Raw genomic sequence first — 20,767 nt, forward strand, 5'->3', positions numbered from 1 at the left:
TTCTAACGAAACAGAACCGATGCCGGAGAGTGTATCTCCGGCATCCGGGTATTTTTCCCTTAAAAGAGGTATTTATTATCATGCCAACGGAGTTTGATCGCGACGTCGTGGTCATCGGCGCCGGTCTGTCGGGTCTCAATGCCGCGACCCTGTTGAAGGAAGCCGGCCTTTCGGTGATCGTGGTCGAGGCGCGCAATCGCGTGGGAGGACTCACATATTCTCCGACAAGCGCGGCCTATGGAGGGCGCGTTGATCTTGGCGGACAGTGGGTATCGCCCAAGCATGGACGCATCAACAAGCTGATTGAGAAGTACACGGTTCCGTTGATCAAGCAGTTCGTGACGGGGCAGCGGGTTTGTCTGCACGGCGAGGACGCGTTTGTCGGGGCAATAGGGACGGTTCCCGGTCTCACTGACGATGAGCAGACCGCGTATAAAAACGCCTTCGGAAAATTATACGAGGCCATGGACCGGATTGCGGCCAACCCATGGGAGAGCGCCGATGCCGATCAACTGGATTCCATCACTTACGCGACCTGGGTAAACAGCGTGTGCGAGCCAGGACGGGTTCGCGGGGCAATGACGCGCATCCCGGGAGCCTATTATGGAGCGCTGGCTGAGGAGATCTCCGCCCTTGAGTTGCTCCAGAAGCTGAAGTCTTGTGGCGGGCCTATCTTTATGTCGTCTACCGAGGGCGGCGGCCAGTCAGCCCATATGATGGGAACCCAGATCGCATCGGAGGGAATGGCGCGCGATCTTGGTGACGACATCGTGCTTTCGGCTCCTGTGCGAACCGTGGATTGGACAGCGAAAGGTGCGAAGGTTCACACGGAAGCCGGCGTGTGGCGGGCCCGCTATGTCGTATTCGCCACCTCGCCGACCATGATCAACCAGATACGCTTCACGCCCCAACTGCCGTCAAAACGCAGAATGCTGCATCAGCGCTTCCCCAACGGGCGCAACACCAAAGCGGTCATCGTCTACGACAGGCCGTTTTGGCGTGACCGCAACCTCAATGGCAACGTCATCTCCACCGATGGGTCTCTCACCGCGGCGTACGACCTTGGGGACGAAGAGGCGCGCAAGGGAATCCTGATCACACTGTTCACCGGACTTCCCGCTTATCGTGTCGACAATCTCGCGCCTGCGCAGCGAAAGGCTCGCGTTCTCCAGCTGCTGACGCAGGCGCTGGGACCGGAAGCGCAAGACCCGGTCGAGTATATGGAACGGGTTTGGGCGGATGAAGAATGGTCCGGGGGGGCATCGAGCCCCTTCCTGACACCAGGTGCGCTGACAACAATAGCTGGTGACCTTCGCGAACCGGTAGGGCCTCTGTATTGGGCCGGCACACACATGTCGCCGGAATATAGAGGATACATGGAAGGAGCCCTGGCTGCGGGTGAAATCGCTGCCAGGCGAATAACGGAGGCGTGTTAACGGCGACGGGATAAAAGGGTCAGAACTGGTACGCCTTATCGTTAAGTAACTGAGTAGCGAGACTCCGAATGCTGACATACGTCCTGAGACGGCTTCTTGCTATGCCCCTGCTTTTGCTGGGCGTGGCGGCCTTGGCCTTTTGCCTTTCTCACATGACGCAGGCCGATCCCCTCGCGGCCCTGGTTAGCGATCGAATGACGAACAACCCCGAGGTCGTGGCTGCAGCCAAGGAACGTTGGGGGCTCGACAAAAGCCTGCCCGAGCAGTTTCTCATCTATGTCAAGAACCTCGCCACCGGCGATTTCGGTGTATCTTTTCGCACGCGCAGGCCCATCCTGACGGACATTGCTGAGCGACTTCCAGCGACACTTGAACTCGTCATCGCAGCGATGATCTTTGGCACTCTAAGCGGTGTAATGCTTGGGATAGTGGCCGCGCGCTTTCGCGATAAGTGGGCGGATTACATTGCCCGCCTGTTCGCATTGTTTGGCTCGACGATACCCGTCTTCTGGTCGGGTCTACTGCTTCTCTACATATTCTCGGTTCAGTTTTCGCTCATACCAGGGCCGGGTCGTTTTGATCCGCGCGGCGAACCTCCGTCCTTCGTAACCGGGATGTACACGATAGACGCGCTTGTCGCCGGCGATTTCCGGGCTTTCCTGACAGCACTGCATTATCTCCTGCTGCCAGCCTTCGTTCTCGGCTGGTCCGTGACCGGAATCCTGGCCCGCCTGGTGCGAGCCAGCATGCTCGATGTCCTGGGCCAAGATTACATTCTGGCGGCCCGAGCGAAGGGCGCCGGAGAGAGACGCACTCTGTTTAAGCATGCATTGCCCAACGCCATGATCCCCACGCTTACGATCATCGGATATTCTTTCGCCTATCTGATCACCGGCGCCGTGCTGACAGAATCCGTCTTCGCATGGCCCGGCATCGGATCCTACGCAGTGGATTCGGCCAGAACGCTCGACTATCCCGCGATCATCGGCGTCTCGCTTGTGGGCGCGGCCGCCTTCCTGTTGTCCAACCTGATCACCGACGTCGCTTACGCATTCGCCAACCCTCGTATCAAGCTGAGCTGAATGGCATGACTTCCATCGTTTCGATAGCAAGTTCGCCGCGCCAGTGGCACATAGCGAGGCCTGCCCTGCTGATTGGTATAGGCATCCTTGCCGTGTGGACGGCAATTGCGTTGACGATTGACTTCTGGGCACCTTACGCGCCTCTTAAAATTGTTGGCCGGCATCTCCAATCTCCCTCTTTGGCCCATTGGCTGGGAACCGACTCACTTGGCCGCGACGTGCTGATCCGCACGTTCTACGGCGCCCAATACTCCCTATCCATTGCCGTCATAGTGGTTGCCGCCTCTGTGCTCATTGGCTCAGCCCTTGGGGCACTATCCGGTTTTTTCGGCGGCTGGGTCGACTCTTTGCTGATGCGCCTTGTCGACGTAACCTTGTCTTTCCCGCCAGTGTTGCTGGCCATGTCTATCGCTGCCTCACTTGGACCAGGGGTACAAAGCACGGCCATCGCTATCGTCGTCGTATGGTGGCCTGTTTACGCGCGCCTGATGCGAGGCCAGGTGCTCGAGGTCCAGTCTCGAGACCACATCGAAGCGGCGATTGCCGGCGGAGCCTCGCGAACACGGTTGCTGCTGAAGCACATCCTGCCGCTTTCCTGGACTCCAACGATCATTAGCGCCACCATGGATTTCGGGCAGGTCGTCCTCTTGGCCGCGTCGCTGAGCTTCATTGGATTGGGCGCCAAACCACCGACCCCCGAATGGGGCTCGATGATAGCGGAAGGCGCCGCGCACTTCTATTCCTGGTGGATCGCGTTTGGGCCGGGTCTTGCGATCTTGTCTATCGGCCTTGGCTGCAACTTCGTCGGAGATACGCTCCGCGACATCTTAGATCCGAAGGATGACTAGTCGTGACGTCCGATAGCCCCTTGCTGAAAGTCGACGATCTGCGCGTTACGCTGCGACGAGGAATCGAGGTCGTGCGCGGTGTGAGCTTCAGTGTCCGCGCGGGAAAGGTCGTGAGCATCGTCGGCGAGTCCGGCTCTGGCAAATCCATGGCAGTTCGCGCCGTGATGGGCCTGCCGCCGCCCATGGCTTCACTATCCGGATCGATATTGCTCAATGGCGAGCAACTCATCGGGGCTCCGGAGCGCCGTCTAAAGCAATTGCGCGGTTCGAAGATCAGCATGATCTTTCAAGATCCGATGACGGCTCTGAACCCAGTCGTGAGGGTCGGGGAATTGATCGCGGAAGCGGTGCGACTGCACAATCCCCAGATGTCGGCGAGGCAAGCCGCCCTGCGTGCGATTGAATTGCTGGAAACCGTTGCCGTGCCTCAGCCTGACGTCCGCGCAAGGCAATACTCGCACCAGTTCTCTGGCGGTATGCGCCAGCGGGCCATGATCGCAATGGCCATAGCAAACAATCCTGACGTTCTGATCGCTGACGAGCCGACAACGGCTCTCGACGTGACCGTGCAGGCGCAGATCATCGAGGTCTTGGCGAACCTGCGCCGGATGTTTCCGGTCGGGCTTGTGTTGATCACACACGATCTCGGCGTGGTCGCCGGTGTCGCCGACACCGTCGTGGTGATGTATGCCGGAAAGGTGGTCGAGACAGGCGAGGTGCACGATATTTTTCATAACTCACGGCATCCCTACACGCGCGGCTTGCTGGCGTGTCTCCCCGATATCGAGAAGAAGGGCGGCAAGCTGATACCAATCCCCGGCAACCCCCCATCGCTATCGACAAGACCAAGTGGCTGTCCGTTTCGCCCGCGTTGTCCAATCGCGCGAGACATCTGTGCCCACCAAGAGCCACCGCTCAGGCACGTGGATCGCGTTGAGACCGCGTGTCATTTCGCCGAAGAGCTGCGCTCGCCCGGCGCGCCGGCACTCCAAGCCACCGGAGGCCACGGATGACGACAACCATGACAGCGCCTCTGGACCAGGAAACGCCGGTCCTTTCCGTCAGGAATCTGAAGAAGTCCTTCGACATACGGGGCGGGCTCTTTGGCACGAGGCTGGCCATGCAGGTACACGCCGTGTCTGGCATCTCATTCGAGCTGTTTCGGGGGGAGACGTTCGGGCTCGTCGGCGAGTCCGGATGCGGAAAATCCACGCTTGGAAGATGTATCCTTCGACTTGTTGAACCTACCTCGGGCGAAGTCCATTTTTCAGGCACCAACATAACGAAACTCCCGCGCAACCAGATGCGCAAGTTCCGTCGCCACATTCAGATTGTTTTTCAAGATCCCCTCGCCTCACTTCACCCGCGCATGACAGTGCGATCAATCATCGCCGAACCTTTGCGTCTGATTGGGGTGACAGGAGCGCCCGCGCTAAAACGCGCGTCGGACCTGCTCGATTTGGTTCGACTGTCGCAAGAACACGGTGACCGATACCCACATGAGTTGTCCGGGGGGCAGAGGCAACGCGTGGGTATAGCACGCGCCCTGGCCCTCGAACCGACCGTTCTGGTTCTTGACGAACCGGTTTCCGCGCTTGATGTGTCCATCCAGGCCGGCGTCCTGAACCTCCTGGAAGAGCTGCAGGAAACGCTCGGAATCTCCTACGTTTTCATCGCCCACGACCTTGCTGTGGTGCGCCACGTCTCCGATCGGCTAGCGGTCATGTATTTGGGGCGCATCGTGGAAATCGGAGAGGCCTCAGACATCTACGAACACCCGGCCCATCCATACACGAGGGCTCTATTGTCGGCAGTTCCTTTGCCTGACCCAGACAAAGAGCGCCAGCGCCAGCGCATAACGCTGACGGGAGACGTTCCAAGCCCGATGAACATTCCTTCCGGCTGTCCCTTCCGCACCCGCTGTTGGAAGGCGCAAGACATCTGCAGGGAAGTCACCCCACAACTGGAAACGCGCTCCCAGGGCCATGCCGCCGCGTGCCATTTCCCGGAGGCCTAGATGCCGCGCACAACCCGAACCTTGGGTAATCGGCAGGGGGCAACTTGAGTTCGAACAAACAGCTGGTTTTCGGCGCCGTGGCAGATGATCTCACCGGCGGCTCCGAACTCGCGTCCATGCTTGTGGCAAGGGGCATCCGAACGCGTTTCACGATCGGCACGGCGACAGATTCTGGCGCGGATTTCGATGCCCATGTAATCGCACTAAAGACACGCGTGGTTTCCGCCGACGAGGCGATCTCGCAGGTCTTGCAGGCTGCCGAAACACTCCTTGGCCGAGGCGTACGACAGATATTCTTCAAGTATTGCGCCACCTTCGATTCAACTGCCGATGGCAATATTGGCCCTTGCGCCGAGGCTCTGATGGATCGGCTTGGCGCTCGATACGCTCTTTTTTGCCCTGCATTCTGCGAAACAGAAAGGACGGTCTATCAAGGTCACATGTTTGGGGGCCCACAATTGTTGGCCGAGTCGCCGAAACGCAACGACCCGCTGACGCCAATGACCGACTCTAACTTGGTGCGGGTCCTGCAACGGCAGTCTCGCCGCAAGGCGGGCCTGGTGAATTACAAGGCGGTCGACGCGGGAGCAGGCGCTATTCGTGCCGCGTGCGAAACCCTGGCCGACCAGGACATTTCGCTTGTGCTGGTAGACACTCTACACGAGCGCCATCTGGCCTCCATTGCCGAAGCCGGCGTTGACATGCCGCTCCTGACCGGTAATTCCTCGATTGCCGCGCATCTTCCGCCAATCTGGCTGCGAAATGGACTTATCTGCGCCACGCACTCCGGCACGCTTCCCGGCGTGATGGGACCGGGCGCTGTTCTGGTGGGAAGCGTTGCCGAGCAGACACTGCTGCAGCTTGAGTGGTTTGCGCGAACTTATCCATTCATCACCGTGGATTTGGAACGCGCCTTCGCCGGCGACGACGTCGTGGGGGAAGCGATTGATTTCGCACGTAAGGCGATTTGCGACAACGTCCCGTTTGCGATCAGCACGGCGCAGCCTCATGGTTCCGTCGAACGGCTGCAGTCGAGGTACGGGCGCTACGAGGCGGCTGCCAAGGCAGAAGATCTCCTGTCGCGTGTTGCGACCACGATCACCCTGGAACTGGGCGTGCGGCGGTTGGTGGTGGCGGGGGGGGAAACGTCGGGCGCCGTCATCTCGGCGCTCGGAATATCGGAAATGACCGTGGGACCCTATCAGGGTCCCGGAATGGCGCGCGCCGTGACCTCACTGCCGGCCCGGCTGGCGTTGATGCTCAAGTCGGGAAAACTGGGCAAGCTGGATGTGTTCCAGACCGTTCTCGACGAAATGCAACGCGATTTGGCCTATACGCCCGCCTCGGAATGGCCGCCTTTGAAAAAATAACAACATATTGACCTCCACTGCCGCAGGATATTCATCTCGTGTCGGCGTTCGCTCTCAATCTCTGACCGTGAAGCCCAGCATGGCCTCCCGGCTCCGTGCCTGCCTGGAGTGACCTGTCGAATGCCGACGGAAACAACTGCTGGCCACCTTCGATCGGTCTCGCGTCTCTCCACGATCACTGCGTTTATGCTAGACACAGACGTCCGCCATGATATATCATATTTAGACTCGAGGTCCTTTGCCGGAAGACGCATGCCCAAAATCCCGCCGGACAGATCCTTTACCAGACTGTTTCGAACCTATTTGCATAGCGTGCTGTTCTGGCGCTGGATCGTGAAAGCAGTGGTCGGGTATTTCCTGATCACGCTTCAGAAATCAGTCACTAACTGGGCCAGGTGACGGCCAGCCGCGATCGTTTTGTTGTTGAGAGGGAGGGCAGTCAGGCATGAGAAAACCCATGGCCACGAAGATATTTCTGGTAACAGGCGCAGCAAGCGGTATCGGCGCCGCGATCGCGAGGTTGGTAGTCGACCGAGGTCATAAAGTCGTCGTGGCAGATATCAACGAGGCAGGGGCGCGGAGCGTTGCTGAGGCATTGGGTGACAATGCCATGGCCGCGAAGCTTGATATCCGCTTGCCGCAAGAATGGGAAAGCGTCGTCGACGCTGCCTATGCTCGATTTGGCGCCTTGGACGTTCTTGTCAACAACGCGGCCGTGGTCCACACCGGGTTGACAAAAGATGTATCGCTGGCGAAGCATGAGCAGACGATGACGGTCAACGTCATTGGGCCGATGCTCGGAATGCTGGCGGTTCTTCCTCGTTTCCGGCAGCAGCAATCAGGGCACATTGTGACCATCTGCAGCATGACCGCGTTCCTCCCCTTCCCCGGCATTGCCAGCTATGCCGCCTCCAAACATGCATTGCGTGCAATTCATTTTGGGGTGGCCATGGAAGAGCGGCACGAGCCGATTAATTTCACCATCGTTCATCCAAGCTCGACTGAAACTCCCATGCTGGAGGAAGAGGCCAGGACGGGGGTAGCACTGGCTTTCGCAGTGCCATCATGGAAACCGGACGATGTTGCCGAGATCGTACTGGCTGCCATCAAAAACCGAAAACAGGAAGTCTGCATACCGGCTTCTCGTGGCCGCCTCGTCAAGTCGATAGGCGGAAGTCCCCGAAAGCTTTTCGAGATGGTCGAAAGAAACGAAAAAATAGGTGCGAAAAACCTTGCGGAACGCCTAAGTGTGGCAAAGACGATAAGCTGACGATCCCTTGGACGTAGACTGCCTCAGTGATGGGTTAGCGACGAAAGGGTAAGCAATGGGAACGCACTGGACGCGGCTTGGAGAATGAAATGAGCCTAGCCGACGAAGCGGAAGACCAGGCTTCCATGGGTTTGTCGCGCGACAGCCTGTCGGCGATGATCTATGACAGTCTCAAATCCAACTTGATGACAAGTGCCTACGAACCAGGTGAGCGGCTCAATATTAGGCGCCTGGCGATCAGCTTCGACACATCCCCTACCCCGGTGCGCGAAGCCGTCATGCAACTTGTGAGAGACGGTGGACTTGAGCTGCGGCCTGGACACGAACTGCGTGTACCGATTCTTTCGGTGGACCGATACCTGAAGATACGTCAGGTGCGAGCTCCTTTGGAGCGTCTGGCAACGGAACTGGCGGCCCCCCGGATATCCAACGACGTTCTGGCGAAATTGGCGCAGGTGAACGATAAATTCCTGGCGGCTGAAGAAGCAGGCCATTGGAAAGTCGCCCTCTCCTTCAACACGGAATTTCACTTCCTGGTTTATGCTACCTCGGGAAATGAAATTCTTGTAAAGGCAATTGAGAATTTATGGCTCCAGACGGGTCCCTTTCTGATTAATCAGTATCCTTCGGCAATTCACCCCCACGATGAACACCACCCCCACCTGGAGCTCATCGATGCGCTTCGGCGCCGCGCTTCTGCCGAGGCGGGCGAGATCGTCCTGCGCGGGATGGAAAAAGGCTCTGCACTGATCATCGACAAGCTGAAACGGGACCCGCGGTAGGCCACCCGAAACCAAGAAAAAATCGCGGGACAAGCTTTGTCGTGAGCGCGTGGATATATCATATGAACTAGAGCGAAATCTCGTATACGTCCAATACATCAAGGAACTTGGCTGAAAGGAATTTATCGTGTCATCCGCAGAACGGCTAAAAGAATTGGGCATCGAGCTGCCTGCTTTGGGCACGCCAAAGTATACCTATGTGCCTTTTCGAAGGGCGGGGGATATCGTCTTCCTGGCTGGACAAGTACCTCGTTTGCCCGACGGCTCGTACCTCACCGGGAAAGTTGGTGGTGATTGCTCCCTAGAGGACGGGAAAGAGGCAGCGCGTCTCTGCGGGTTGCATATGCTGGCGTCCGCGCAAGCAGTGACCGGTTCACTGGATGACATCGAATTCTTGAAGGTCTTCGGGATGGTGAACGCGGCTCCCGACTTTCGCGATCATGGGGTGGTTATCGAAGGCTGCTCCCAGCTGCTGGTCGAGGTTCTTGCCGAGCGTGGTCAACACGCTCGATCCGCGGTCGGGATGGGATCCCTGCCCGGCAACATCCGTGTCGAAATTGAAGCCGTTCTCCGGGTAGTGAAATAGACTTGGGTCAGTGGCATGCGTATCATCACGGACAAGCTTACGTTCCCTGAAGGCCCGATTGCGTTTTCAGATGGCTCCGTCATGGTCGTCGACATTATCGAGCAAACCCTTGTCCGAGTATCACGGGACGGTGATATCGCGGTAGTCGCCAAGGTTCCGGGCGGGCCAAACGGGGCAGCTGTTGGGCCAGACGGCAAGATATTCATATGCAACAATGGTGGTATGGACTGGGTCGAAGAGCAAAAAGGACGATTTCGACCAGCCTTGCAGAGCTCCGGATATACGGGCGGCAGCATTGACGTCGTGAATCCTGCCAACGGGTCCGTCCGCCGTCTTTACGATCGCTGCTCGGACAACCAGTTGCGCGGCCCCAATGATCTTGTTTTCGACGGAGACGGAGGCTTCTGGTTCACGGATATGGGGAAACGCCGTCCTCGAGAGATGGACCTTGGGGTCGTTTATTGGGCGGCAAGCGACGGTTCAGAAATCAAAGAGGTCATCTCTGGTCTGATCACGCCCAACGGCATCGCCCTCTCACCTGACGGAAAGACACTTTATGTCGCCGAGACTATCCCAGGTCGAATATGGGCATATCCCGTAATCGGTCCAGGAGAGGTGAGAAAGCAGCCATGGCCTTCCCCGGCCGGCGGAATACTCTTTGCCGGTCCTGGTGGACGAACCCGGTTTGACGGCTTGGCGGTGGCAGAATCGGGAGCCGTCTATGCTGCTGCGCTGGACATGTGTGCGATCCTTGAATTTACCGGAGATTTGAAGAGCCATGTCGTTCACCCCATTCCCGATCTGATGGTGACTAACCTCTGCTTTGGCGGTTCGGACATGCATACCTGTTATGTAACATTGTCTCACGAGGGTAGACTGGCCGCGTTTGATTGGCACGAAGCCGGCCTGGAGCTTAACTATCAATCCTGAAATCCAGGCACGTCACTGAGACGACGCTTGCTCGTCGTGATATATCATGCAGAAAAGAAGCCGACTCGTCCTTCGAGCAGGCATGGAGCCGCAGGAAAAAGATGAAAATCACCAACATTCGTACCACCCCGCTGCATTGCAGGTTCAAGCAGGATTACCATTGGGCAGATGGCATAACGTTGTGCTCGCCCGTGATTCTTATCGAGGTTGAGACGGACGAAGGTGTTGTCGGCATTGCCGAGTCTGGAGCAGGGCCGACCATCGAGCCGATGTTAGCCATCCTTCAGGACGCGATACCGCATTTCATCGGCAAATCGGTCTACGATGGCAACAAGCTCATCTGGGACTACTTTCGGACCGGGTTCAAGGCCCGAGGAGCCGGCAGTCAGTACCGATACTTCTCACGCACCATGTCGGGCATCGAGCTTGCAATGTGGGATGCGATCGGCAAAGGCCTGGGGCAGCCGGTATGCAACATCCTAGGGGGAGCCTTGCACGACAAGGTGGGCTATTTTGGTTTCGTTCAGGGGGATACACCGCAACAGCTTGCCGATGACGCGAAGCAGTTGGTTGAGCAGGGATATCCAGTTCTCTATGTGAAAGTCGGGCGCGACGACAAGCTCGATTTGGAGATCGTCCGGGCCGTGCGGGAGGTGGCTCCAGATGTTCGCCTTCGCCTGGACGCAAACGAAGCGTGGGACACGCTACGTGCTGTGCGCATGATGGAAAAGCTCAAAGCGTTCGATATTGAGATCATGGAGCAGCCAGTTCCCGGTATTGGAGGAGCAGATGCACTTCTGCGCCTCCGCCACGTCGGGATGCCGCTGTCTGCCGATCAAAGTGTGTATCTGCCGGAAGAAGTATATGCGATGTGCAGCACCCGCGCCGTCGAGTCGGTTGTCCTGGGACTGCACGAAACTTGCGGCGCTCTGCGGTGGCGTAAAGCGGCAGCGATCGCCGAAGCGGCAAATGTAAGAATCAATATCCACGGAATTTTCGAAACCGGCATCACGACCTGCATCGCTAATCAGGTTGGTTCAACGGTCCCCAATCTGGACGATGCCAACCAGATCATGTGGCAGTTGCTTGAGGAAGACATAATCGAGAGTCCGAACCTCACGCCTGTGAATGGATTTCTGCCGGTGTCGAAGAAGCCTGGATACGGATTCGAACTGAATCGAGATGCGGTCGGCCGTGCTGCCGAAGCCTATCTCAAGCAAAAACGCTAAAGCATGATGCCGAAAAGTGTGAAGCGCTTTTCGGACGACATGTCGACTTGGAGCCGGATTCAGATCTCAGGAGACGCCGCCCCGGCGGCCGTGCGAGGTCTGCTGGGGAAATTCCGGCAGCATCGTGCGGCCAGCCCAGAGGAATTGCCGGCAACCGGAGGCGTACTCGGAGTGTCGTTGTGGCTTGCCTATTCAACCGGACTGGTATTCGGCCCGGGTCTTCCGCAGACTGTGACGCCTGCCCCATTCCGGGATATTTTGTTATTGATACAGCCAGACTCAAGGGCGCTATATCGATTCGCCGCGCCGGAGTGAGGAGCGATCAATGCCAACCGCCATCAGGGCAAGTGGGCCTGCCGACGAGCTCGAGACCGTAGGGTCGGTTGGGATTAGCAGGAACACGTTCGCCGACCGAATTTATGCACAGTTGCGCATTGCGTTGATGTCGGGTCGCTACGAACCGGGAAGCCGGCTCAATATTCGGCAACTCGCCACCGCTTACGAGACCTCTCAGACACCCGTCCGAGAAGCGGTCCTGCAATTGGTGGCGGAGGGCGCGCTGGAACTCAAACTAGGCCATCAGCCTCGCGTTCCCATCCTCTCTATCCCCAGATATATTGAGATACGCGAGACGCGCGCTCCGCTGGAGCGGTTGGCGTCCGAACTCAGCACTGTCAACATGACACGCCAAGACATCGAGCTGCTGGAAAGGCACCAGACTGAATTCATGGCGGCGGAGGCCGCGGAGGATTGGAAGGCAGCTCTCGCGGCAAACCAGTCATTCCACTTTGCGATATACCGCAAGTCGAACAACCAGGTCCTGGTGCGGGTGATCGAGAATCTGTGGCTATTGGCTGGCCCGTTCGTGAACAATCAATATCCCTATGCCAAGCCACTTGCCTTCGAAGTTCACCCCCACGATCTGATCATCGACGCTTTGAAGCGTCGGTCACCGACCGAGGCCGGGGAATTGGTGGTGCGCGATCTTCGCGATGGCTCCTACAGAATTTTGGAAAAGCTGAAGTCACAATCCGGCTCGAGGCGTAGGCAGCAAGAAAAATAGTGCCTCGTGCCTGCAACGACGTCCCGTCGGCTCCACGGAAGTGGTTGGGCAGAGCCCTCGCGATATCCTGCAGCCACCCCGGTGCGCCTGGCATGGCGCACGTAACCACGCCGGGCCGCCTGAGACGCCCGGACTCGAAAATACCTTTCCGCCCGTTCTGCTATTTTAGCGCGAGCGCGTTGGCTGTCGAGCCGGAGCCGCCCAGCTTGTTGAGCGGTGCGGAAACAAACATTCCTTCATAGCGGCCGTCTTCTTCGCAATCCGCGGCCAGGGCGTCCAATGCGAACATTTCCCCGATGGCGGTGCCCAGCATCGGAATGAGCCGGTAATGTAGGAAGCCATCGGCATCTGTTGAGTCGAAGGGCTGAACTTCCAAGGCAGGGTTGTCGCCGGCAACAGCGGCTACACCCTTGTTCCATATCCAACGTGCGGTCTCTTCCGACCGCGAAAGTCCGCAGGCAGCGAACTGATCGTCGGTTGCCATCTGCTCGCGCGTTGCGGAATCGACACTTTCGTACCACTGGATCCAGCCGAACCGCAGGAGCAGTATGTCTCCTATATTCAGCTTGGATTTCTGCCTGGCAAGACAGGCGTCGATTTCAGCGACCGTTATAGGATCGGGATATCCCGGTTGGATCGGCCGTCCGACCGCCTGTCGAAAGCGAGCAAGGTCCGCTAACACAAACCGGCCGACGATGCCTCGGGTGGCCCAGTTCTCGATACCCAGCCGCGTTCCCGGGAGCCCCGTTATGTCATGTTCCTGAAAGCCTTGGTAAAACCCATGAACAGGGTGGCGGATATGCGAAAGACTGTCCCACTGGGAGGAGCATTGGGGGAAGAACCCCTCATACATGTCGTCTGTGCCGGAACTATCGAAATTAATGGTGTGCTGCATGTTTCGCCGGCCAAAAAGTGCAGGGTTGGGAAGATCAAGGGACCAATTTAGAGAAAAGACCGCACCCTTCGAGACCAGAGCAACTCCGCTCAAGACACGCTCCGGCGTCAACAAACCGACACTTCCAAGCTGGTCATCGCGGCCGTAGACGTTCCAGGATGACCCTGCGGGCACGCTGCCCTCAAGGCCAAGCTGGTCGTAGGGGATGCGGGTTTCGAAATTTGACACTTTTTCCTCCAACGAATCCTATCAATCATCAGGCTTCACCCGCCGAGAAACGTCACTGGACGAGATCCCTCGGCCCAACCGACGATCTCGTCTCAGTTCCATGGCTCACGTTCTGAACGGAAACTCCTGACACATCACGACAGCGTCCAGTGCCGATGGCGGCCGAGCCAAGCAACACGCCAGATCCCGCGACCTCATCAAAAAACACCCTACCAACCCCGAGAATACCAGCAGGCTGAAATCGATCGGTCGCCACAATCGACAGCCACACGCTTCTGTACCCTTAGGCTCCAAGGCTGTCGTATCGAGGTCTGTCGTCGCGTTCGTTCATCATGTTGCTAAAACCGTATGCAAGCGGGGCGCATTACATATCGTGAATTGCGCGACTAAGAGTGCAATTTGCGATTCATTGCCAAATTTGCCGTCGTCGCTTCCGATAACTTTTCATGGTGCGGCGCATTCGGAACCGCCGGGGTCGAGGTCTCAAAAAAATCATCGAGCCGTCGCCACGGGCTTACCTCATTGAAGACGATCAGCCACCGCCGCGAAGCCGATTTCGGCGGCAAACAGGGTCGCCTCAATATCGGCGTCAGTGTGGGCAGCACACAGAAACATGTTGTGTTTGGGATGGAAATAAACGCCGTGCGTCAATAATGTACTGCAGAACAGTTCACCTTTGCTGCCGTCGTGGTCTTCGTCAAACAAGATGAGTGGCATCTGGACAGGACCAGTTTGTCGCAAGACCATACCAGCCTTGGCTGCACGAGCATTCAGTCCGTCGCGGAGTTTGTTCCCGAGGCGGATCAGATGCTGCACCACGTTGTCCCGGCGGGCTATCTGGAGCGTGGCCACTGCGGCCGCCATTGCGACTGACCCGCACCAGAACGATCCCGTCACGAAGATGCGCGACGCGGCTTCGCGAAGCCAATCCGCCCCTGTTACCGCCGCCAGTGGATAGCCATTTGCAATCGCCTTGCTCCATGCCGAGAGGTCAGGGCGGACCCCAATTGCTTCCCAACTGCCGGCCAGATCGAGGCGCAGGCCAGCCCTCACCTCGTCGATGATAAGCGCGGCGCCGTTGCGATCGCAGATTTCGCGCACCGCGCGCGCGAATTCTGGGGTCGCCATCGCCTGATCCTTGCCGAAATCGTGGCGGAACGCCGAAACCAGGATGGCTGCTAGATCGCCCTTGGCCGCTTCCGCCGCGCTTCGCAGGCTCGAGACGTTGTTGAATTCATAGGTGCCCAAATGAACTCGGTCCTCCGCGGTGACACCAAGGACAGAGGGCGAGCACCAAGGCACTGCGCCATGATAAGCGCCCTGGGCAACCAACACCTTGCGCCTGCCGGTCGATGCGCGAGCGATGGTCAGGCACGTCGTAGTCGCATCCGTCCCGTTCTTCTGGAACTGCACCCAATCAGCGGCAGCAATCATACTGGTAAAAAGTTCCGCGAGATCAACCAGCGCATCTGTCGGACCATTCAGGCAATCGCCACTGGCCGCCTGCCGTGCTGCCGCGGCCTCGACCTCCGGTTGGCGATAGCCCAAATAATTCGGCCCCCAGGCGCACATGAAGTCCACATAGCGTCGGCCGTTGACGTCCCAGAGTGCGGAGCCCTCGCCCTTCTTGAAGAACTGCGGATATCCAGCCGGCAGCTTGGCCGCGTTTAAGTGACCCCACATGCCACCGGGAATAACCCGCAGCGCTCTTTCGCGTAGGAGTTTGTCGGCTGATTGAATGACTTCAGGCATCTTCGTCCCTGTTCCAGTCCGGCGCGCTGCGGCCTACCAAGAGTGCCGCCCCTCGGGTATAGACTTATCCACCCAGCGGCGGCTCGCTGCCGTTGAGCGCCATGGCTGATTTTGCCTGCTCCGCGACCCACAGAAAACGGCGGCCGCGGAGCACATCATCGCCTTGGGAGGCAAACGATTTAGGAAGCTTCGAAACAGCGCGTGGACTGCTTCGAAAAACCAGCAATATGATATATCATGTTGGCGCTGGCCGTCAATCAATCTCTCCAGTTTGATTCAGGCAACGCGGCCATCGAGCGCGCCAGAGAGGACGAAAAGCGCCGCGTCCGCAACTGATCAGCAGGGGATGGCATTTGAGAGCTGCCGCAGATGTGGGGCCTGTGCCAGGCTCCCCTCGCCTGCCTACCAGCACGTGGCAAGGTCGCCACACACACTGTCTTTGAGGGAGACCGTGCTGCATACCGGCATAGACTGCCGGACGCCCGCATCGCGCGACGCGCAAGTCTTCTGTTTTTGATTGTGCAAAGAGACCGCTGTCGGCTGTCGTCACCTTCAAACGCAGAACGCGTGATAGCCCTACGCAGCCGTCGACAGGGCGATAAATCGCTCCAGGTGGAAATCAGAATCGCCGAAGCGGTGTTCGATCATGGTGAGCCGCTTCGCAAGATGGCCAAGCGCGTATTCCATGGTAATGCCAATTCCGCCGTGCATCTGGATTGCCTCCTCGACCACGATGCGTGATACCCGGCCAATGAGATTTTTTGCGGCACTCACTTGCAGTTCGCGCTCGCCGCGCGGTGCGTCCAGATGTCCGCACACGTTGATGGCGGCCGAGCGGGCCTGCTCGATTTCGATTAACATGTCGGCCATGCGATGCTGGAGGGCCTGGAATTTCCCAATTGGCTGGCCGAACTGCTTGCGGGTTCGCAGGTACTCCACCGTAAGATGCTTGATGCTCTCCATAAGCCCCACGGCTTCAGCACATTGGGCGGCCACAGCGCGGGCATGCACAGCCTCAATGGCGTCAAAAGCACCGCCCACTTCGCCCAAGCGCTGGCTATCGGGAACCGCCACACCATCCAGGCTCAATTCCGCGGCGCGACCGCCGCCATTGAGCGGATAAGATCGCAAGGCAAGTCCATCGGAATCCAGCGGGATTACGAAAAGGGTAATGCCATTTCGCTCGTCGGCTGCTCCCGAGACTCGCGCGCTGACTACCGCGAGGCTCGCCGCCGGTGCGGCCACAACCAGGGACTTGCCGCCAGAAAGCACCCAACGTCCATCCTGCCTGGTGGCGCGTGTCTCAACGTGAGCAAGATCGTAACGGCCGCCTTGCTCTGTGTGAGCCAGAGTGACAATGCGGCCCGAAATGATCTCCCCGACCAGCGCAAGCTGGTCAGCGGTCGCAAGCGATGCGATGAGGCCGCCAGCGAGGATGCCAGCTTCCATCAAGGGTTCGAAGACACCGGCGCGACCGAGTTCCTCGAAGACGACAGACAGGTCGAAGCCTGACCCGCCGAATCCGCCGACTTGCTCAGCAAAAAGGGCGCCCGGGACACCCATCTCGACCAGTCCGCCCCAGAGGTCCTTGGAGTGCCCTTGTGGACTCTCCGTCGCCTGAAAAAGGATTTCCTGCGTGACAAATCCACGCAAAAACCGCCGCAGGCTGTCCTGCAGCATCTGGCGTTCTCCAGTGAGATCGAAGTTCATATCATAGCTCCAGAATGGCTTTGGCGATAATCTGCCGCTGAACCTCGTTGGAACCGCCGTAGATGGAGAGCTTCCTGTTGTTGAAGTAGCTCTGTGTGGCAGCCATCGCGTAGGCCGGACCGATCGGGGCCGCGTTGGAACCCTCGTCAAGCAATTCGGAGATGAAGGGGATTGCATTGGGACCAGCGGCCTGGCGGGTAAGCTTGTTCAACTCCTGGCGGATGATCGTGCCCTTGACCTTGAGCATCGAACTTTCTGCCCCCGGGGCCTGCCCGGCGGCTGCTTTGGCAACTACCCTAAGGTTCGTGGTTGCCATCGCCATCAAATCGATCTCGACTTGCGCGATCCGGGCCGCAAAGAGAGGGTTGTCAATCAGCTTGCGGTGGCCATCCGGCTCAGTTGCGGCGACGCGCTTGAGATTGGCGAGAGCCGCGCGAGCCATGCCCACACCGGCAAGATTCATGCGCTCATGGGTCAATAGATACTTCGCGTAGGTCCAGCCCATGTTCTCCTCTCCCACGAGGTTCTCGGCTGGCACACGGACATTGTCGAACCAGACTTCATTTACTTCCGCCTCGCCGTCCATCAGCACTATCGGACGGACGCTGACGCCGGGTGCTCGCATGTCGACGAGCAGAAACGAAATCCCTTCTTGTGGCTTGCCCTCCTTTGACGTCCGGACAAGGCAGAAGATCATGTTTGCGTGCTGGGCAAGGGTCGTCCAGGTCTTCTGGCCATTGACGACATAGTGATCGCCGTCGCGCGCCGCGGAGGTCTTGACGCTTGCCAGGTCGGACCCGGCACCGGGCTCCGAGTAGCCCTGGCACCACCAGTCCTCGCCATTCAGAATGCGCGGGAGCCAATAGTCCTTCTGCTGCTGTGTGCCAAAATTCTGCAGGACCGGTCCCAGCATGCTGAGGCCGAAGGGCAAGATTCGCGGAGCATGAGAGCGCGATGCTTCCTCTTCGAATATATGGCGCTGAACTGCATCCCAACCGGGGCCGCCATATTCCTTCGGCCAACTCGTCGCGAGCCAACCTCGCCGGTTCAAAGCCGCATGCCATGTCTCGTGGTCGTTTTTGGTGAGACGCTGGCCGGATGCGACTTTGGCCGCGATTCTTTTCGGGAGCTCCCGGTCAAGGAAAAGTCGGACCTCTTCGCGAAATGCGAGCTGTTGCGCGGTATAGGCCAGATCCATGGTTCTTATCCGTTCAAAGTGGCAAAAATGGCGTTATCGGCCACCAGACGCTCAAGCAGTGGAGCGGGAGCCCAGAAGAACGGATCGTCTTGGGCCCAGCCTCGGATGTCCGCGAGAAGGTTCGGAAGGCCAGCGGCATCCGCCCAGTGCATCGGTCCGCCGCGATAACGTGGGAACCCGAAACCGAACAGGAGCACTGCATCGACATCGAGCGGTCGAGCTGCGATTTTCTCGTCGATTACACGGGCGGCTTCATTCACCATCGCAGCCATGTAGCGGCGCTGGATTTCGGCGTCGGTGAAGTTGCGCGCTGCGATGCCTTCTTTGGCGCGATAACGCGCGATCATGTCATCTACGTCGTGATCTGGCACACCAGGACGACCGCGTTCGGCGTAGATGTAGTAACCACGACCTGCCTTCTGGCCGAGCCGCCCCATGTGATAAAGTTCATCCGCCCATTCCGGCACAACGTCGCGAGGATCCCTGGTCGAGGCCTTGCGCTGTCGGGTCAGAAAACCGATGTCGAGGCCGGCCAGATCGGCGACGGCAAAGGGTCCCATTGCCAAGCCGAAGTCCACCATTGCCCGGTCGACCTGATACGGGCTTGCGCCCGCCAGCACCATCCTGTCGGCGGCGCCCCGAACACGCGCCAAGATGCGGTTGCCGATAAAGCCGTCGCACACGCCGGACCGTACGCAAACCTTGCCCAGCTTCTTGCCCACGGCAAAGGCCGTCGCAACCACATCGGGCTTGGTTGCATCTGCGACAATCACCTCCAGAAGCTTCATTACATGTGCCGGCGAGAAGAAGTGGAGGCCAACTACATCGCCAGGGCGGCGAGTGATCGAGGCGATCTCGTTGACATCAAGATAAGAAGTGTTGGTCGCCAGAATTGCCCCCGGCTTCATCACCGCGTCCAACTGCGCAAATACGTCCTTCTTCACATCCATGGATTCGAAGACCGCCTCTATGACGAGATCGGCCTGGGAGAGCACGGCGTATTCGGTCACGCATGCCAAGCTCCCAGACAAGATCGTCGTGCGTTCCGCTTCCGACAGCTTGCCGCGTCCAACGGCGGCCGTCAGGTTGCCCTCGATCGTTGCGCGCGCGCGCGCCGCGGCCGGGTCATCACGCTCGACAAGGCAAACGTCATAGCCGGCCAGCAAGGCTGCTGTCGCAATCCCCGCTCCCATCGTGCCACCGCCGATCACACCTACCCGCGCCACATTTCGTGGGTTGACGCCGTTCAGCGCCGGCAGGCGGGAGACCTTGCGCTCAAGGAAGAATGCATGGATGAGGCCTGCCCTTTGCGGCGTTTGCATCAGCGCCATGAACAAACGGCGTTCCTCGGCCAGACCTTCTTTGAAGGGACGCGTGGCCGCTTCAATGGCATCTACAACAAAGAAGGGCGCGACCAGGCCCCCGGCAGTCTTCTGAAGCTTCGTCCGGGCACCGGATATTGCGTCGGGATCGGCCGCGGGTGCAGGCATTTCGCTTACGCGGCGCGGGCCCTTTCCAGCCTTCAGAAGGTCATTGGCGAAAGCGAGCCCTGCCGCGCGCACATCGCCATCGCCAATCCTGTCTATGAGCCCGAGTTCGAGCGCTGCCGTCTCTGAAATGGGAGCTCCCGGAACGATAAAATCGAGCGCTTTTGCCACTCCGGCAAGGCGTGTCACGCGCTGCGTGCCGCCTGCACCTGGCAACAGGCCGAGAGTAACCTCGGGCAAGCCCAGTTTAGTGCTCTGCATGGCCAGCCGATAGTGGCAGCCAAGGGCAAGCTCAAGCCCTCCACCGAGACTGACTGCGTGCATCGCCGCCACAATCGGTTTGGCAGAGCTTTCTACGTGATTTACCAGATCGGGAAGCAGCGGCTTTAGGGGCGGCTTCCCAAACTCGTTAATGTCAGCGCCACCAACGAACATGCGTCCGGCGCCTATGACGACCGCAATGCCGACGTTCGCATCCTCGCTAAAGCGGTCTATCGCGCGCCACAGCATGGATCTGACTTCATGGCCCAAGGCGTTGGCGGCCCCGTTGCGGATGGTGATGACGGCTATCCGCCCCTCTCGCTCATAGCTTACCAGTGGATCCATTGGTCGCGTCCAGAAATCGGAATTTAATTCCATATATCGAATTTTCTTCGCGCTGACCAGTGTCCTTCGGGCGGACTGAGAGCGCGGTGCCATTCGTTGGCGCCACTGATAAAAGCGGCCCCACCGAACCAGGCAGACAGCCCTCTCGGCAGCACAACTCGCGCCGGCGCGAGATCTGCTCTGCGGCATAGATGTGCAGGCGTAAATGACCCATTTCGTGTCGCCTGACGACGTGGATCTCGAACTCTGCCGATTGTCGGTGAAGGCTGGCCGAAGCC

The 20,767-nt window shown here is 58.7% G+C and carries 17 protein-coding genes; 12 read left to right on the plus strand and 5 right to left on the minus strand.

Annotation, left to right across the window (positions count from 1 at the left end; genetic code table 11):
- The first annotated feature begins 29 nt into the window (after nucleotides 1-29).
- The 12 genes from AC1D1N_RS25005 (at nucleotide 30) to AC1D1N_RS25060 (ending at nucleotide 12,613) form a co-directional block, all read left to right on the plus strand.
- Nucleotides 30-1,436, plus strand: a complete 1,407-nt coding sequence (locus tag AC1D1N_RS25005; protein ID WP_477351664.1) for a flavin monoamine oxidase family protein — start codon at nucleotides 30-32, stop codon at nucleotides 1,434-1,436.
- A gap of 68 nt (nucleotides 1,437-1,504) precedes the next feature.
- Entirely contained in the window at nucleotides 1,505-2,518 is a 1,014-nt protein-coding gene (locus AC1D1N_RS25010) for an ABC transporter permease (protein WP_436260251.1), read from the plus strand.
- 5 nt (nucleotides 2,519-2,523) lie between these two features.
- A complete protein-coding gene (locus AC1D1N_RS25015) occupies nucleotides 2,524-3,366 on the plus strand; it encodes an ABC transporter permease (RefSeq protein ID WP_436260252.1) in 843 nt (280 codons plus the stop codon).
- 20 nt (nucleotides 3,367-3,386) lie between these two features.
- Entirely contained in the window at nucleotides 3,387-4,379 is a 993-nt protein-coding gene (locus AC1D1N_RS25020) for an ABC transporter ATP-binding protein (RefSeq protein WP_436260253.1), read from the plus strand.
- The gene (locus AC1D1N_RS25025) at nucleotides 4,376-5,383 is read left to right on the plus strand and encodes an ABC transporter ATP-binding protein (protein WP_436260254.1); all 1,008 of its coding nucleotides are present in this window, start codon (nucleotides 4,376-4,378) and stop codon (nucleotides 5,381-5,383) included. Before AC1D1N_RS25020 ends, AC1D1N_RS25025 begins: the two co-directional genes overlap by 4 nt.
- Nucleotides 5,384-5,427: 44 nt before the next feature.
- Entirely contained in the window at nucleotides 5,428-6,753 is a 1,326-nt protein-coding gene (otnK, locus tag AC1D1N_RS25030) for a 3-oxo-tetronate kinase (protein WP_436260255.1), read from the plus strand.
- Between the two features lie 457 nt (nucleotides 6,754-7,210).
- Nucleotides 7,211-8,023, plus strand: coding sequence for an SDR family NAD(P)-dependent oxidoreductase (locus AC1D1N_RS25035; RefSeq protein WP_436260256.1), 813 nt, complete (start codon nucleotides 7,211-7,213; stop codon nucleotides 8,021-8,023).
- Between the two features lie 89 nt (nucleotides 8,024-8,112).
- The gene (locus AC1D1N_RS25040) at nucleotides 8,113-8,805 is read left to right on the plus strand and encodes a GntR family transcriptional regulator (RefSeq protein WP_436260257.1); all 693 of its coding nucleotides are present in this window, start codon (nucleotides 8,113-8,115) and stop codon (nucleotides 8,803-8,805) included.
- A 127-nt stretch (nucleotides 8,806-8,932) separates the two neighbouring features.
- Entirely contained in the window at nucleotides 8,933-9,391 is a 459-nt protein-coding gene (locus tag AC1D1N_RS25045) for a RidA family protein (RefSeq protein WP_436260258.1), read from the plus strand.
- Nucleotides 9,392-9,406: 15 nt separating this feature from the next.
- Complete coding sequence (locus tag AC1D1N_RS25050) at nucleotides 9,407-10,321, plus strand: SMP-30/gluconolactonase/LRE family protein (RefSeq protein ID WP_436260259.1); 915 nt, start codon at nucleotides 9,407-9,409, stop codon at nucleotides 10,319-10,321.
- Between the two features lie 101 nt (nucleotides 10,322-10,422).
- Nucleotides 10,423-11,550: a mandelate racemase/muconate lactonizing enzyme family protein gene (locus AC1D1N_RS25055; RefSeq protein ID WP_436260260.1), complete on the plus strand. Its 1,128-nt coding sequence runs from the start codon at nucleotides 10,423-10,425 to the stop codon at nucleotides 11,548-11,550.
- Between the two features lie 325 nt (nucleotides 11,551-11,875).
- Entirely contained in the window at nucleotides 11,876-12,613 is a 738-nt protein-coding gene (locus AC1D1N_RS25060) for a GntR family transcriptional regulator (protein ID WP_436260261.1), read from the plus strand.
- A 160-nt stretch (nucleotides 12,614-12,773) separates the two neighbouring features.
- Here AC1D1N_RS25060 and AC1D1N_RS25065 read toward each other — a convergent pair whose 3' ends face one another.
- From AC1D1N_RS25065 to AC1D1N_RS25085, 5 genes are all read right to left on the minus strand, one after another.
- Nucleotides 12,774-13,736: a cyclase family protein gene (locus tag AC1D1N_RS25065; protein WP_436260262.1), complete on the minus strand. Its 963-nt coding sequence runs from the start codon at nucleotides 13,734-13,736 to the stop codon at nucleotides 12,774-12,776.
- A 519-nt stretch (nucleotides 13,737-14,255) separates the two neighbouring features.
- Nucleotides 14,256-15,488 carry an aminotransferase class III-fold pyridoxal phosphate-dependent enzyme gene (locus AC1D1N_RS25070; RefSeq protein WP_436260263.1) on the minus strand — a complete coding sequence of 411 codons (1,233 nt, stop codon included), beginning with the start codon at nucleotides 15,486-15,488 and terminating at the stop codon, nucleotides 14,256-14,258.
- A 576-nt stretch (nucleotides 15,489-16,064) separates the two neighbouring features.
- Nucleotides 16,065-17,198 (minus strand): acyl-CoA dehydrogenase family protein, encoded by a 1,134-nt coding sequence (locus AC1D1N_RS25075; RefSeq protein WP_436260264.1) that lies wholly within the window; start codon nucleotides 17,196-17,198, stop codon nucleotides 16,065-16,067.
- Between the two features lies 1 nt (nucleotide 17,199).
- Nucleotides 17,200-18,396, minus strand: coding sequence for an acyl-CoA dehydrogenase family protein (locus tag AC1D1N_RS25080; RefSeq protein ID WP_436260265.1), 1,197 nt, complete (start codon nucleotides 18,394-18,396; stop codon nucleotides 17,200-17,202).
- A 5-nt stretch (nucleotides 18,397-18,401) separates the two neighbouring features.
- Nucleotides 18,402-20,489: a 3-hydroxyacyl-CoA dehydrogenase NAD-binding domain-containing protein gene (locus AC1D1N_RS25085; RefSeq protein ID WP_436260266.1), complete on the minus strand. Its 2,088-nt coding sequence runs from the start codon at nucleotides 20,487-20,489 to the stop codon at nucleotides 18,402-18,404.
- Nucleotides 20,490-20,767 lie beyond the last annotated feature (278 nt).

This window comes from Mesorhizobium sp. P2_B5 (genome assembly GCF_056404775.1).

Excerpts from the sequence above, each read along its gene's own strand:
- AC1D1N_RS25015 (WP_436260252.1), top strand. The coding sequence starts at position 2,524 with ATGACTTCCATCGTTTCGATAGCAAGTTCGCCGCGCCAGTGGCACATA.
- AC1D1N_RS25075 (WP_436260264.1), bottom strand. The coding sequence starts at position 17,198 with ATGAACTTCGATCTCACTGGAGAACGCCAGATGCTGCAGGACAGCCTG.
- AC1D1N_RS25040 (WP_436260257.1), top strand. The coding sequence starts at position 8,113 with ATGAGCCTAGCCGACGAAGCGGAAGACCAGGCTTCCATGGGTTTGTCG.
- AC1D1N_RS25055 (WP_436260260.1), top strand. The coding sequence starts at position 10,423 with ATGAAAATCACCAACATTCGTACCACCCCGCTGCATTGCAGGTTCAAG.
- AC1D1N_RS25025 (WP_436260254.1), top strand. The coding sequence starts at position 4,376 with ATGACGACAACCATGACAGCGCCTCTGGACCAGGAAACGCCGGTCCTT.
- AC1D1N_RS25070 (WP_436260263.1), bottom strand. The coding sequence starts at position 15,488 with ATGCCTGAAGTCATTCAATCAGCCGACAAACTCCTACGCGAAAGAGCG.
- AC1D1N_RS25085 (WP_436260266.1), bottom strand. The coding sequence starts at position 20,489 with ATGGATCCACTGGTAAGCTATGAGCGAGAGGGGCGGATAGCCGTCATC.
- AC1D1N_RS25080 (WP_436260265.1), bottom strand. The coding sequence starts at position 18,396 with ATGGATCTGGCCTATACCGCGCAACAGCTCGCATTTCGCGAAGAGGTC.
- AC1D1N_RS25060 (WP_436260261.1), top strand. The coding sequence starts at position 11,876 with ATGCCAACCGCCATCAGGGCAAGTGGGCCTGCCGACGAGCTCGAGACC.
- AC1D1N_RS25050 (WP_436260259.1), top strand. The coding sequence starts at position 9,407 with ATGCGTATCATCACGGACAAGCTTACGTTCCCTGAAGGCCCGATTGCG.
- AC1D1N_RS25010 (WP_436260251.1), top strand. The coding sequence starts at position 1,505 with ATGCTGACATACGTCCTGAGACGGCTTCTTGCTATGCCCCTGCTTTTG.
- AC1D1N_RS25035 (WP_436260256.1), top strand. The coding sequence starts at position 7,211 with ATGGCCACGAAGATATTTCTGGTAACAGGCGCAGCAAGCGGTATCGGC.